The 14,353-nt window shown below is 43.9% G+C and carries 12 protein-coding genes; 4 read left to right on the forward strand and 8 right to left on the reverse strand.

The window, feature by feature from the left end; translation table 11 throughout:
* Nucleotides 1-87: 87 nt before the first annotated feature.
* Complete coding sequence (glgA, locus tag MHB56_RS01145; protein ID WP_036687636.1) at nucleotides 88-1,512, reverse strand: glycogen synthase GlgA; 1,425 nt, start codon at nucleotides 1,510-1,512, stop codon at nucleotides 88-90.
* Between the two features lie 47 nt (nucleotides 1,513-1,559).
* On the reverse strand, nucleotides 1,560-3,497 hold the full coding sequence (glgB, locus tag MHB56_RS01150) for a 1,4-alpha-glucan branching protein GlgB (protein ID WP_280753134.1): 1,938 nt from the start codon (nucleotides 3,495-3,497) through the stop codon (nucleotides 1,560-1,562).
* A gap of 216 nt (nucleotides 3,498-3,713) precedes the next feature.
* Here glgB and MHB56_RS01155 point away from each other — a divergent pair, with 216 nt between their 5' ends.
* Nucleotides 3,714-4,937: a glucose-1-phosphate adenylyltransferase gene (locus tag MHB56_RS01155; RefSeq protein WP_280753133.1), complete on the forward strand. Its 1,224-nt coding sequence runs from the start codon at nucleotides 3,714-3,716 to the stop codon at nucleotides 4,935-4,937.
* A 100-nt stretch (nucleotides 4,938-5,037) separates the two neighbouring features.
* Here MHB56_RS01155 and MHB56_RS01160 read toward each other — a convergent pair whose 3' ends face one another.
* The 6 genes from MHB56_RS01160 to MHB56_RS01185 all read right to left on the reverse strand — a co-directional run bounded on the left by MHB56_RS01160 (nucleotide 5,038) and on the right by MHB56_RS01185 (nucleotide 11,524).
* Nucleotides 5,038-6,096 (reverse strand): GNAT family N-acetyltransferase, encoded by a 1,059-nt coding sequence (locus MHB56_RS01160; protein WP_280753132.1) that lies wholly within the window; start codon nucleotides 6,094-6,096, stop codon nucleotides 5,038-5,040.
* 6 nt (nucleotides 6,097-6,102) lie between these two features.
* Nucleotides 6,103-7,569, reverse strand: a complete 1,467-nt coding sequence (locus tag MHB56_RS01165) for a HAMP domain-containing sensor histidine kinase (protein ID WP_175618929.1) — start codon at nucleotides 7,567-7,569, stop codon at nucleotides 6,103-6,105.
* Nucleotides 7,566-8,264 carry a response regulator transcription factor gene (locus MHB56_RS01170; RefSeq protein ID WP_036687642.1) on the reverse strand — a complete coding sequence of 233 codons (699 nt, stop codon included), beginning with the start codon at nucleotides 8,262-8,264 and terminating at the stop codon, nucleotides 7,566-7,568. The genes MHB56_RS01165 and MHB56_RS01170 overlap by 4 nt, the downstream gene beginning before the upstream one ends.
* Nucleotides 8,257-9,537 carry a hypothetical protein gene (locus tag MHB56_RS01175; RefSeq protein WP_248548717.1) on the reverse strand — a complete coding sequence of 427 codons (1,281 nt, stop codon included), beginning with the start codon at nucleotides 9,535-9,537 and terminating at the stop codon, nucleotides 8,257-8,259. The genes MHB56_RS01170 and MHB56_RS01175 overlap by 8 nt, the downstream gene beginning before the upstream one ends.
* A gap of 34 nt (nucleotides 9,538-9,571) precedes the next feature.
* Nucleotides 9,572-10,297, reverse strand: coding sequence for a phosphonate ABC transporter ATP-binding protein (locus MHB56_RS01180; protein WP_036687647.1), 726 nt, complete (start codon nucleotides 10,295-10,297; stop codon nucleotides 9,572-9,574).
* 90 nt (nucleotides 10,298-10,387) lie between these two features.
* Complete coding sequence (locus tag MHB56_RS01185) at nucleotides 10,388-11,524, reverse strand: MFS transporter (protein WP_341004285.1); 1,137 nt, start codon at nucleotides 11,522-11,524, stop codon at nucleotides 10,388-10,390.
* Between the two features lie 177 nt (nucleotides 11,525-11,701).
* Between MHB56_RS01185 and MHB56_RS01190 the strand changes: the two genes are divergently transcribed.
* The 3 genes from MHB56_RS01190 (at nucleotide 11,702) to MHB56_RS01200 (ending at nucleotide 14,218) form a co-directional block, all read left to right on the forward strand.
* The gene (locus MHB56_RS01190) at nucleotides 11,702-12,619 is read left to right on the forward strand and encodes an ArsR/SmtB family transcription factor (protein WP_036687649.1); all 918 of its coding nucleotides are present in this window, start codon (nucleotides 11,702-11,704) and stop codon (nucleotides 12,617-12,619) included.
* A 36-nt stretch (nucleotides 12,620-12,655) separates the two neighbouring features.
* Complete coding sequence (locus MHB56_RS01195; protein WP_076098782.1) at nucleotides 12,656-13,402, forward strand: HAD family hydrolase; 747 nt, start codon at nucleotides 12,656-12,658, stop codon at nucleotides 13,400-13,402.
* Nucleotides 13,403-13,510: 108 nt separating this feature from the next.
* Nucleotides 13,511-14,218, forward strand: a complete 708-nt coding sequence (locus MHB56_RS01200; protein WP_036687653.1) for a DsbA family protein — start codon at nucleotides 13,511-13,513, stop codon at nucleotides 14,216-14,218.
* The last annotated feature ends 135 nt before the right edge of the window (nucleotides 14,219-14,353 follow it).

Raw genomic sequence — 14,353 nt, forward strand, 5'->3', positions numbered from 1 at the left:
ATTTCATAAAAAAAGGACTGCTCCCAGAGTATTTACCATACTCCCAGGTGCAATCCCTTATTAACCCATTACAGAATTCGTTAAACTTTATCTGGTTATATCATCGTAGATATCCATGTACTGCTGAGCGGATACATTCCAGCTATAATCTCCCGCGAAAGCATTTTTTGTGATCTTTTTCCAATGTTCAGGCTGCTTGTAAAAAGAAAGCGCCCGGCGTAGCGTAAACATCATATCGTGTGCATTATAATTGCTGAACGTAAAGCCATTGCCTTCACCGGTTTCTTCATTATAAGCGTGCACAGTATCATTTAGGCCACCTGTCTCACGGACAACGGGTATGCTACCATACCGTAAAGCGAGCAGCTGACTGATGCCACAGGGCTCAAACTTAGACGGCATAAGGAAGATATCGCTGGCAGCATATATTTTTCGTGAGAGTGCATCATTAAATAAGATCTGTGAAGACAGCTTGGTCGGATACCGCCATGCCGCTTCCTTGAACCAACGCTCGTAGGATTCATCACCTGTTCCAAGCAGCACAAATTGAATATCATCGTGATATAGCAACTCATCCAGCACTCGGGTAAGCAGATCTAAACCTTTGGAGTCCACGAGACGCGTGACCATGGCTACCATTGGGATATTAGCATCCACAGGTAATCCCAGCTCTTCCTGCAAGGCTACTTTGTTCTCCGTCTTCTTGGTCAAATTAGAACGATAACGGGTAACAAGGCTCGAATCTGTCGCTGGATTATAACTTTTAGTATCAATGCCATTCACAATCCCACTTAAAACATCTGACCGTGCGTTCAACAAACCATCCAAACCGTAACCATAATAAGGTGTGCGAATTTCTTCTGAATAAGTCGGACTGACGGTCGTGACCCGATCACTGAATACAATCCCGCCTTTTAAGAAATTCACATTACCATAGTACTCCACACTACCAAAATAGCTGCTATCCAGACCTAACAGCTCTCCAAGTACCTCATAAGGAAACACTCCCTGATACAACAGGTTATGTATTGTAAATACACTCCGCATTTCACTGTAAAATGGATTGTGGCGATAATGCCCCTGTAGCAGCATTGGAATTACGGCCGCGTGCCAATCATGGCAATGCAGTACATCAGGCTGGAAATCAATGGCTGGCAGACACTCCAGCACTGCACGATTATAGAACGCAAACCGTTCACCATCGTCCATATAACCATAAATTCCATCACGGCCAAAATAATACTCGTTGTCGATAAAATAAACGGGGATACCCTCATAGATAATGCGTTCAATTCCACAGTATTGTTTTCGCCAGCCAATTGGAACATACACTTCCGTTAAATGCTCCATTTGAGCGGTGAACTTGTCAGGAATCCCACGATATTTAGGCAAAATCACTCGTACATCTACCCCGGCAGCCTTCAGCGCTTTAGGTAATGCTCCAATGACATCGGCCAAACCACCCGTTTTGACAAAAGGATGGGCTTCAGCTGCGGCAAATAAAACCTTCATGATTATTTCCCCCTTAAACTGTACGGATTCTCTATTCGTACTTAGATCTATAACTCTTTTGCCTCTTTATTCTTACCCATTCGTGACGTTTTTTTAAACACCAGGAAGCTAAGGGGAGGAAGAGTCAGCTCTATGCTGTTCACCTGATTGTGCCATTCCAGCTTAACGCTCTTTTGAGGGACATTGTGCAATCCGGAGCCACCATACTCTTCATTTTCTGAGCTAAAGAGCTCCTCATAAGTCCCGGCCCGTGGCACGCCTATACGATAATTGTGCCGTTCTACCGGTTGAAAATTGATGACTATAAGCAGCGTATCTCCTGGTTTCTTCCCTCGGCGTATATACGAAATCACACTTTGATCATTGTCATCCGCATCAATCCACTGATAACCCTCTTGAGAATGATCCAGCTCCCACAACGCTTTTTCGGAGCGATACAGTTTATTAAGTGCAGCCGTGTAGGCAAGCATACGACGATGGCTCTCATAATCCAACAGCAGCCAGTCCAGCTGCTCCTGATCCTTCCACTCGATAAACTGACCGAATTCCCCACCCATAAACAGAAGCTTTTTACCGGGATGAGAGATCTGATATCCCAGCAGCTGCCTGAGACCTGCGAACTTTTGTTCATAAGTACCCGGCATTTTGTCTAACAAAGACTTCTTGCCGTGAACAACCTCATCATGCGATAGCGGCAATGCGTAATTTTCGGCATAAGCATAACATATTGGGAACGTAAGTAAATTATGATGATAAGGGCGCCCACCAAAATCATGTTCTATGTAGCCTAGCGTATCATTCATCCAACCCATATTCCATTTGTAATTGAAGCCAAGGCCCCCTTCATGCACTGGTGCAGTAACCCCTGGCCAAGCACTGGACTCCTCCGCCATCATCAATGCTTTTGGGAAATAATGAAAGATAGCCTTGTTCAGATTCTGGATAAATTTGATGGCCTCCAGATTCTCCAATCCACCATTAACATTCCGCCGATATTGATGATCCCGCTTTTCGAAATCTAATCGAAGCATACTCGTAACCGCATCTACACGCATTCCGTCGATATGATAATACTCGAACCAAAACAGCGCATTAGAAATAAGAAATGAAGAAATCTCCGGCTTACTGAAATCAAACGAAAGTGTCCCCCAGCCTGGTTTTTCAGCTAACATTGGATCGGCATATTCATAAAGTGGCGCTCCATCAAACATACGTAATCCGTGTGCGTCTTTGGCAAAGTGAGCGGGAACCCAATCTAAAATCACACCGATACCTGCCTGATGCAGCTGATCGATCAAATACATCAACTCATGGGGTTCGCCATAACGGCTGGTTGCCGCAAAATACCCCGTCCCTTGATAACCCCAGGATAGATCATATGGATGTTCTGCCAGCGGCATAAATTCCACGTGTGTATAGTTCATCTCCACCAAATAAGGAATCAACAGCTCGCTCATTTCCCGGTAGGTGTAGAACTCTCCATCCTCTTTTTGACGCCAGGTACCGAAGTGCATTTCATAAATGTTCATTGGTTGTTGATATGGAGCTTTGCTTTTCCGACGCCATGCTGCATCTCCCCAGCGGTAGCCATCCAGTTCTGCTACTACCGAAGCCGTTGCCGGTCGAACCTCAGCTTTAAAAGCAAAAGGATCCGCTTTAAGGAAACTTGATCCATCTGAGGCAAGAATCCTGTATTTGTAAAAAGTTCCCGGCTGTATTCCCGGAAAAAAACGACTCCAAAATCCTGAATCGGGTATCTTATATAACGAGTCCACGCCCTGTGTTCCGTCCCAATCATTATGATCACCAGCTAGTCCTACATATGTCGCATGAGGAGCCCACACGGTAAAGCGCACACCGGTAACGCCTTCTTCAGCGGCAGTGTGTGCACCCAGCATAGAATAGCTGCGATAATTGGTGCCCTCATGGAACAGATAGATATCAGCAGCTGACGGAAGGGTCTCGATTTTTGCTTTTTCAGCCAATTCTACACCACCTTTTTCAATGTGCTTGTACCTATTACCTTACCCGAATATTACCATTTTGAAAATGTTTTGATGTTAAAAGAAAAGATTTTCTGATAAAGAAATATTAATTGTAATTTTTCTGTTTACAAAGCAATATATTTCACCTATGTCGTTTCAAGCGCTTGTCGTAAGTTTATATTACAAGCATTGACAAAATAATGGGAGGGATAACAAATGAACAACAAAAAAGATTGTATCGCCATGTTATTGGCAGGAGGGGAAGGCCGCAGATTGGCTCCCTTGACTTCCAGTATGGCTAAGCCTGCAGTCCCTTTCGGTGGACAGTATAAAATTATTGATTTCCCGCTAAGTAACTGTGTAAATTCGAACATTGATACAGTAGGTGTTCTGACACAATACGAAGCTGACTCTTTGCATAATCATATCGGTGAAGGTGAGCCTTGGGGCTTAGTTAGTCAAAAGGATAAAGGTGTCACACTGCTTCCTTCAGGTGTTGAAGGCAGAGACAGTTATACAGGGACTGCTGATGCGATTTTTAAAAACATTGACTTTATTGATAGCCGCAACCCAGAACATGTGCTCATTCTATCCGGTGACCATATTTACCATATGAATTACCGTAAGATGCTGAATTATCATATTGAAAAAGGAGCAAAAGCAACCATCTCCGTAATGGAGGTTCCTTGGGATGAGGCTAGTCGTTTTGGAGTAATGAACGTAAACGATGATCTGAAAATTTCCGAATTCGCGGAAAAACCTAAAGTACCAAAAAGTAATCTTGCTTCAATGGGTATCTACCTGTTCGAGTGGGCTTATCTGAAGGAGCACTTGTTGCGGGATGCAGCTAATCCTAATTCCAGTCATGACTTTGGTAAAGACGTAATTCCTACCATGCTGGATCAGAACGATGATTTATTCGCTTACCGTTTCAAGGGTTACTGGAGAGATGTAGGTACAGTCGGCAGTCTCTGGGAAGCACATATGGACCTTCTGCAAAAAGACAATGGCATGAAGTTAGACAAGACTCATTGGCCTATGTATAGTCGGGTTCGCCGGACTAAGCTTGCAGTTCATAAACCACGTGTACAGAACCCAGCAACGGACTCTCTCGTGAATGAATCCTGCTCCCAAGAAGGTAGTCTACAACGTTCTGTAGTCTTTAATGGGGTAGAAATCGGTAAGATGAGCCAGATCAAACAAAGTGTTATTATGCCTGGAGTTCGCATTGGCCGTGGAGTGCTGATTGAGAATGCCATTATTGGTGAAGGGGCAATCATTAAGGATGGAGCAGTCATCAAGGGAAGCATAAATAATATCGTTGTCGTTGGACCACATGAGACTGTGGCTGCCAAGCCGGCGGTCCGAAACCAACCTTCCCGTCTGTTTCAGGATGTGTATGAGAAGACAGGACGTTTGCGTGAAGTTCTTCCTTCATAACAACCATTATATAGAAAAATACTTTATATAAAAAGGGGCTGTTGTCCTGGTCGATCATGACCAGAGCAACAGCCCCTTCGGTTGTAAAGAATTAGTGATTTTATGAATTACGGCTAGCCGTCCATTCTCTGTCTAATATGCTCATTTCCACACAATCTACATATTGCTCACCGAATAAAGCAGACTCACGTTGAACACCCTCCCGCTTAAAGCCAACAGCTTCATAAGCTTTCAGGGCAGCCGTATTGAAATCGAAAGCACCCAGAGACAGACGATGCAGGTCCAGACCTTCAAATCCGATTCGAAGCATTTCTTGCATCATACGTTTGCCAATGCCTTTACCTTGAAACTCAGGATCTACTACTACCCTGCCGATACGTGCAGAACGATTAACCCGGTCAATGACTGAAAAGCTAATATGGCCCACTACCTGCTGCGTAGCTTCTTGAATTGCACAGAAGATAAGGCGATCGGATAAGCCTGGATGATTAGCATCCTTTAAGTATTTAACAAGCTGCTCATCATCTAAGGGATAAGTTAACGAAGGTCCTGCCCACTGCTTCAGATACTCTGGAGAAACACTCCAGCGCTTTAAGTGTTCAAAATCAGATTCCGATATAAACCTTAGGATCAGACGGTCTGACTCAGCACCTTCCTCAAAATGTTCATATAAGTTCACTAAACGACCATTTCCCATATCGTTAGTGCCCATGTAGTGAAAACCCATGCTCTGATAATAACGATTAAGCTTAATGTTATGTGCCACAGTGTCAAACCTAAGACTATTACAGCCTAGATCTTTGGCTAGAACTACTGCATATTTAAGCATTTGCTGTCCAAGTCCTCGGCCGCGGTGGGAGTCTTTCACAGCCAATCGGTGCAAATAAGCGTAGGACTCATCATTTTTACTGCCCCAGTACTGTGGATCACTGAATTGCAACGTGAACATGCCAACTACAGCCCCATCGTCAAGGGCTAAATAAACATGTCTGTCAGCGAAATATCCTGCAATATCGGTCTCATTAAATTGTCCGGGTGTCCATTGGTTAATCCCGTTACGCTCCATCCATCCTGCCGCTTCTTGCAGTAGCCTCAAGATGTCGCTAACCCGATCTGGCTCTCCACGAACTATACGGATCGAATTCTTCGTTACCCCCATCTCACGTTAGGCCTCCCAATCATCTAATTCAGGAAAGGTAGCTGTCACTTGAGTTACCTCTTCTGTGATAACTTCCGGCTGTGGTTCTGTAAGAGGCAAGATGACGGTAACTTCCGTTCCTTTTCCAAGCTCACTTACCATATCAAGTGTCCCATTATGAAGTTCTACAAGTTGCTGTGAAATCGCTAACCCCAAGCCTGTTCCTCCATTAAGTGCATCCACTTGAAAGAAACGGTCCTTCACTCTGGATATATGTGCTTCACTAATCCCTATCCCGCTGTCTCGTACCATAATCGCTGTTTCTGTAGCAGACAGTCTCTTTGCTGACAGTTCAATACTGGAATCTTCATGTGAGAACTTCACTGCATTGTCTACCAAGTTTAAGAATACCTGTTTTAGCCGATTGGCATCCCCTTTAACAAAGATCGCATCTTCACATTCCAGCAACAGATGAATTCGTTTCTTTTCCGCTTTAGCCCAAACATTCAGTATGGTCTCTTGTAGCAGCACCTTTACATCTACAACCCCAATCGACAGCTTCATTTGGTTCTGCTGCAGCTTAGAAAAGTCGAGAATTTCCTCCACCAGCCCAATCAGACGTTCACTTTCTTTGGAGATGATGCTGACTCCAAGTTTTGTCTCCTCCGGATCATACCCGCCGGAAACCAAGGTTTCGCTCCAGCCCTTGATACTTGTAAGAGGTGTCCGTAGCTCGTGAGAAATGGACGAGATAAAATCATCCTTGATCTGATTACTGCGTACAATCTCCTGAGCCATATAATTCAGCGTTGAAGCCAAATCACCAATCTCAAATTTATAGTCTCCCTTAATCCGTACGTTGAATCTCCCCTTGGCCATCTGGGCTGAAACTGCCGTAATATTATTCAGCGGCTTCACAATCGAGTTGGCCAGTCCGAAGCTAAACCCAACAACTACAGCCATAACAGCTGCAGCAATAGCAGTAGACAATAAGGTAAGATTAAGCAAATCATTATTGATTTCTTCTAGTGAAGTAATATACCTTAGGACATACTTATCCTGTCCATGAATCTGCAGCATTTTGGAAACCGCCATTACGCTCTCATTCGTGCCTGCCTGACGCCCTACCCAGCGTCCAACGCTGCCGCCAACGGCTTCTGGTACATCACTGGTCGTAATGGTCCGATCCGGCTGAAAGCCAGTGGAACTAGTGATGATATCCCCATTTAGCGATAAGATTTCCAGCTCCGTCTTGCTCAATGAGAACCTCTCCAGTACTTCTTGTAGCAGATAGATGCTATTATCGCTTGGTATCATGTTCTTTTGAAAAAACGACTCTGAAACAGAAATGTGATTTTTAATCTTGCTGTATACACTGTCATAATAATATGTTCTGATGGCCAGCAGGAAGATAACTTCTACGAGGAGAAGCGCCAAAAAAACTACAAGAATGTAGTGCAGAACAATCTGTCTGCGCATCCCCTTCTTAATCATTGTCCTTGGCCTTTCCATCTATATCCGTGCCCCCATACAGTCTGCAAAAATTCCGGCTCCGAAGGATTGTTCTCAATCTTCTGGCGTAAGCGCCGGATATTTACATCTACAATTTTGGGATCACCCATATACTCCTTGCCCCACACATGATCCAACAGAAGATCGCGGCTAAGTGGAGTGTTTTCTTTTTCAAGAAAGAATTGAATCAGAGAGAACTCCGTGGGCGTCAGTTCAATGGCTACATTATCACGTTTGAATTGTTTGGTAATAAGATCCAAGCTGAAAGGCCCCGAATGAAAAGAAACCTTGGCCGACTGTTCACGATGCACATTTACACGGCGCAGCAAAGATTGAATACGCGCAATTAGCTCCGTTGGGCTAAATGGCTTACTAACATGATCATCTGCACCTACGGACAAAGCGTAAACTTTATCCTGCTCCTGAACCTTGGCGGTAAGAAAAATAATTCCCAAGCGTTCATTAGTCTCCCTAATCCGTCTACAAACTTCAAATCCATCAATGCCGGGAACCATAACATCCAATAACGCAATATCAATATCAGGTATAGTGGTTAATTTATGCAATGCTTCATTCCCGTCAGCAGCCTCCAGCACTTCGAAACCATTACGCTTCAAATTAATGACTATGAAACTGCGAATGGACTCTTCATCTTCCAATATCAGAACTTTACTCATCTATTCCCTTCCTTTCAATAGGGGAGGCAATCTTATTGCTTCCTTCTTTAGTTGTACTTTGTTCTAGCTCACCACGGTAGCCGATGACTTTATCTAAATCCCGTCCAAGCAGCTCCCAGCCTTCATTCTTAGCCTTATCCCATTCCGAAGGAGAAAAGAAGGAAACCTCAGCAAAAGTCTCTCCGGTATCGGTCATGATGAACTTAAGGTTTTTATCCAGAACAGATTTCGTATCAATACTTACCTTTCCATGCAGCTCTGGATCAAAATTAATAGTAAAGCGATCCGATGGATCACGATATAGCTGGACTGCAAAGGTTAGGCCATCTTTTCCATCCCATTTATAATAGGAGGTGAAATAAGGAATATCTGCGGGGTCGAAATACTCCCATCCTTTTGGCGCTTCAAGCAATCCAACTTCAATAATGCCATCATGATCGATATCTTCGCTTGCAATCAGACGATCTTTGTAAGTCCTCGTATCACCTGGCAAAACCACGCGCAGTTTGTTATGCTCCATAAGAACAATTAAGCTATAGGCGGATTGGAAATCCACCGAAGCGTCCAATACGATTCCTTCTTTATCCTTGGCAATCTTTCCTGCGACAATATTGTAATAATTAAAAAAATACGGATCGATATCCTCGATCTTATCGAGCACCTTAAAGCCATCATTGTACTGATAGATCGAAATGGTTGCAAATTCATTTCTTTTAAAATAAACAACGGTGATGTCTTCAATTCCATCCTTGTTAAGATCATCAAGCATATATTTGGTGTAAGGAAGTGAAAGCACTTCTTCCAATGATCCGCTGGAATAGCTATACACGACGAGGCCTTTTTCTTCCCCGCGTGAATAACCTGTAATGATATTCAGCTTCCCGTCACCTGTCATATCTTTCAGATCGACGGACTCCAGCATAGTTCCATCCCCATCAAAAACAAGCTTTTTGACCCAGGCATCTCCTTGCTTCTCTAAGATCATCCCGTGAATCTCTACAGCTTCGCTTGGCGTTCTATAGAACACCAACGACTCCATAATTCCATCGTTATTGAGATCCTCTGTGAAAATTGAGCTCTCATCATTAACCGGGCGGATCAACTCCGTACCCGCTGGAATATGTGAATTAATAGCAGCCATAAGTGTTGCTTTGTCAGCAGACAGCTGCGGAGCTTTCATCTTCGAAACGGGATCACTGATGAAAGTACAACCCGAAAGTACGGATAACGACAGTGTTGCAGCTGCCAGGCACCTAAGACTTTTTATACTCAACCTCATCACTCTTTTCCTTATCCGTGTCCGAACTTTACAAATTCGCGCGTTCCTGAGACGTTAATCTACGTCCCTTTATATCATGCTTAATTCGTCCATCTTCTAGTACCCATATACGTGAAGCGAAACGTTCAGCCAGTTCAATAGGCAGCACCGTCACTACGGTAAGACCCGTCTCTTTACACAGTCTGCGCAAAGTTTCCAATACACTTTCTGCCGATTTGGGATCCAGACCCGTAACCGGTTCATCCGCTAGAATTACTTTGGCACCATGAGTTAATGCTCTAGCAATCGCTACACGCTGACGTTCTCCACCGCTTAGCTGGCTAGTCTTCATCTTCGCTTTGTCAAGAAGTCCAAGGGCATCTAATTCATCCATCGCACCCATATAATCATCTGAACGAACCATCCCTGTAACCATACGCCACATTGGCGTCTGTGCGGACTGGCCGATCAGCACGTTTTTCAGCGCTGTGCGGTTAGGATTGAGCTCTGCATTCTGCTCCAGGTAAGCCCACTCCCGGCGAATTTTTCTTTTTCCGGAAAAGGCACTCGCCATAATATCCGTACCGTCCACTCTAAAATTCCCTCTGTCCCACTTCTCTCGCAGCGCTAAACAGCGTAATAAAGTGGTCTTACCGCTCCCACTCGCTCCAAGTATGGCTACGAGTTCACCCGGCTCTAATTGAAATCCTATATCCTGCAGGACCGGATTTTTGTCTTCCCCAACTGCCTTGGCTAAGTGTTCAACTGTGATCATAGTTCAGCCTCTCCCTGTCTTCATCTATAATCTATAGTGTACTCTGAATGTGAGTTCAATTTCCATGCGAGCACTCGTTCTTATCTTACCTCAATTTCTAGGTTGTGGCGAGAATAATAACCCCAGCAAGCCGAACACGATATATAAACCACCCATCAGGGCGAAAATACCGCCGCTTAAGCCCACTTGCAGCAACAAACCACCAATGCCGGGGCCGATAATACTGCCAATACTAAAATGGAAAGAAGCAACCACATTGGCAGCAGGCAGTAGATGTCTTGGTAAAATATCCGCAGCCAGACTTAGACCTAAAGAGAAAAAGGAACCTACTAGTCCTCCTGCGATCATCAGAAGCACCATTGTCAACGTAAAATGATCACCTGCCAGCGGCAACATCGCAAAGGCGATCCCGCCTCCGATCCCGGCAATAATCAGTACCCGCTTGCGGCCAAACCGGTCGCTCCACAAACCTAATGGAAACTGCAGAAGTAGTCCTCCGATCCCTGCAAAAGGCAATAACGCTGCAATTTGATCTGTGCTGTAACCGATACGCAGACCATATACCGGAAAGCTGCTATTTAAGCTGGCTTCCATAAAGCCATATAAAAGGGCTGGAATTAAAGCGAACCAGGCTAAGCTGTAACAACGACCGAAACGGCGAACCTGGCTTTCACCACTCTCCGCTTTATCTGGCCGGGAATCCGGCAGAATTGTAGTCACAAGGATTAAGACTAACAAAAATAGAAATGCGAGAACAATAAAAGGCACGGCCTGTCCATAACGCAGCAGACTAATCCCAAGTGGTCCCAAGCTAAAACCCAGACCATAGGACATGCCATATAGTGAAAGATTACGCCCGCGATGCTCGGCAGGTGTCATAAGCAGAACCCAAAGCTGGGCCCCGTAATTAATCGCAGCATCGCCCACACCCACAAGCAGACGCAATACAAACCATACCTTGATCCCTGTAAAAAAGGGAAACATGAGCAAGCTTACTAAGACTAAACTAATCCCACCAGCTATCAATTTTTTAAATCCAACCGCTCCAAGAACACGTTCAGCAATCAAGGTCATCCCAAATGATCCTATGTATAGTGCAGCAGCATTCAATCCGTTCAGTGACGAGGAGACTCCTTTTTGCTCCAAAAGAATGGATAGAATGGGCAGCAACAGCCCTTGGCTAAGCCCTGCGGCTATAGTAGCGGTAATAAGAATCATGAAAGTCATTTTGCTATTACTTCGTATAGATACTTTAAGCCGGTCTGACACGGATGATATCCCCCTATAATAAAAACAATGATGTGATCTAACGCCAATTGGCAAACACCGAACATTATAGTGGACAACCCTCTTCAAAACAAGAGATAATATGAGAAGTTACGGATTTCTGGGGGTGCATGTTACATGGATTACGAATTAAAAATCGACGTATCGCCGGTTTATGAACTGTTGGACAGTTTTATGATATATGTAACCAGAAAATGGATCTCCAATTTAGACCTCGGTCCCCACTGGGTTAGTGATGTGGAAGATCGCATTACTCCTCATAAAGTAACAGCTCTCATGCAAGCTGCCGAGTGGCCATTTACAGATTATGATGTGTTATATGCTTGGGTTTACAGCCGAGGGCCCGCAACATCAGTGCTGCATTTCCTGGATGATCTGGATTCAGCTTCTATAGAAGAGTGTTATCAGCAGATCGCACCGTTAATTCATGATTTCACCATAGATGAAGCTTCCCGGATCAAGAGCAGCTATAGTCCGCTTCTTAGACTCTGGTATGAGCAATATTTTCGTCATGTAGAACACAAGATTTTACCGTTATTAATTGAAGATGCCTCTGAGAAAAAAATGCTGGAAAGCAAAATGGACCCTATTTCTTTAATTGAATATGCATCCGGTGGTGTAGTTTTCGAGGATATACGGGATCTTAAGACTATAGTATTATTGCCTACCGTTCATAATCGACCAATCAACACCTACTGCTTCTACAAAACTATGGTGATTGTACAGTATCCTGTAGATGTGCCATTGGAAGATGAAAATGAACCCCCGATGGTGCTATTGCGCATGACCAAGGCGCTGTCAGATCCAACCAGACTCCGATTGCTTCGGTATGTCGCCCATGAACCCAAATCTCTATGGGAGATGCAGTCCGATCTAAATCAATCCAGAGAAATGCTTATGCATCACCTAATGATCCTACGCGTAGCCGGTTTACTCCGTATCCATCTTCGCGGGGAACAAGACGAGCGCTTCAGTATCCGTCCAGACGGCGCTTCTGAGCTTCAAATGTTTCTAGAATCTTATATTCACCTATAGAACACTATACAGATACAGATCCAAGGAGTGAGAGATATGAAATACACAACTCAACAAGTAATTTTCGATCTAGATGATACGCTGGTTCATTGCAACAAATATTTCGATTTAATTTTAGGGCAATATTTCGAGCTCATGACTGATTGGTTTAATGAATTTGGTCCAAGCACCAGTGAATTACGCAGCAAGCAAATAGAAATTGATGTTGATACCGTCAACACAAGTGGCCTGGCCAGCGACAACTTTCCCAAATCCTTAATCGCCACCTACCGTTATTTCTGCGCCAAATATAACCGTCCGACAGATCGCTTTCAAGAGCAGCAATTACACAAGCTCGGCCTAAGCGTCTATGACCAAGAAATTGAAGCTTACCCTGGCATGGTTGAAACACTCGATACGCTGAAGCAAGAGGGTCACCATTTATTCTTGTATACTGGCGGGGACGACACCATTCAGCAACGTAAAATTGAACAAATGAAGCTGGATGCTTATTTTGACGATCGTATCTATATTCGGAAGCATAAAAATGTTGAGGCGCTTGAAAATATTTTGGCTACCCAAAGCTTTGACCGCAAACGTACCTGGATGATTGGCAACTCGTTACGTACAGATGTACTTCCCGCAGTTACCGCGGGCATCAACAGTATTTACCTGAAGCAGCAAAATGAATGGAGCTATAACCTTATCGAGCTGGAGCAAGAGATGCAGCAAGCCGTGATGACTATTTCGTCCATCCACGAGGTGCCCCCTGTCATTCGCTCAGCCGCTAAATTCAAAAACTAATAACTAGCTACAACGTTACGTAGCATTGTTACAAATGACATATCTTCACTACCTACTGGATGATTATACTATTTTTATAGTATTCCTATATTGTCTAGGAGGTGAGATATGAATAAGAAAGTGTCAGCTAAACAATCTCAGACCAAAAGACCTTTGCTTCCCATGATATTAGGTGTCGTTGTTGTAATCCTTCTCGCTGTAATTGTTTTCATCTTAAGCAATAAGACTGATGATACAGCAGATCTACCCAACTACACCGACGTAAAGGGAAGCATTGTTGTTGATGGGCTGAAATATGAGAAGCAACCTCATCTTGGAAGTCCTGATGCCAAAGTTAAAGTTATCGAATTCGCAGATTTCAAATGTCCCGCCTGCAAAATGTGGACTGAAAAGTATCTGGATACTTTTATTAAAGACTACGTAGATACCGGAAAAGTGGAACTTTTCTTCATGAACTTTGCATTTTTGGACCGGGACTCTTATCTTGCTGCTAGCGCCGGCGAAGCCATCTACAAGCAAAGCAACGAGAAGTTCTGGGAATACCTTCATAAGCTGTACGCTAATCAAGGCGATGAGAGCGAAATTTGGGCCACTCAGAAATTCATTTTAAAATTCGTTAAGAATAACATCGAGGGCATTGATTACGCCCAATTTGAAACAGATCTCAAGAATCATACCTACATGTTCGATGTAAAAGAAGACTTTAAGATCGCTGGTTCCTACGGAGTGAACGGTACTCCTAAATTTATGGTGAACGGAGTGCTGCTTCAGGATTCTTCGTATGAAGGGTTAGCAGCAGCGATTGACAAGCAGTAAGCAGTCTTTAAACTGCGCCCTATAAGCTGTTCACTTTGAAAAAAGTGACCTTCTTACAGGGCTTTTTTGTGTGTATGAATTAAAAAAGATGACTTCTATGATATACAGAAGTCATCTGCTGATTACTTAATTAAG

Source organism: Paenibacillus sp. FSL H8-0315 (genome assembly GCF_038005365.1).
Lineage (GTDB): Bacteria > Bacillota > Bacilli > Paenibacillales > Paenibacillaceae > Paenibacillus_AQ > Paenibacillus_AQ odorifer.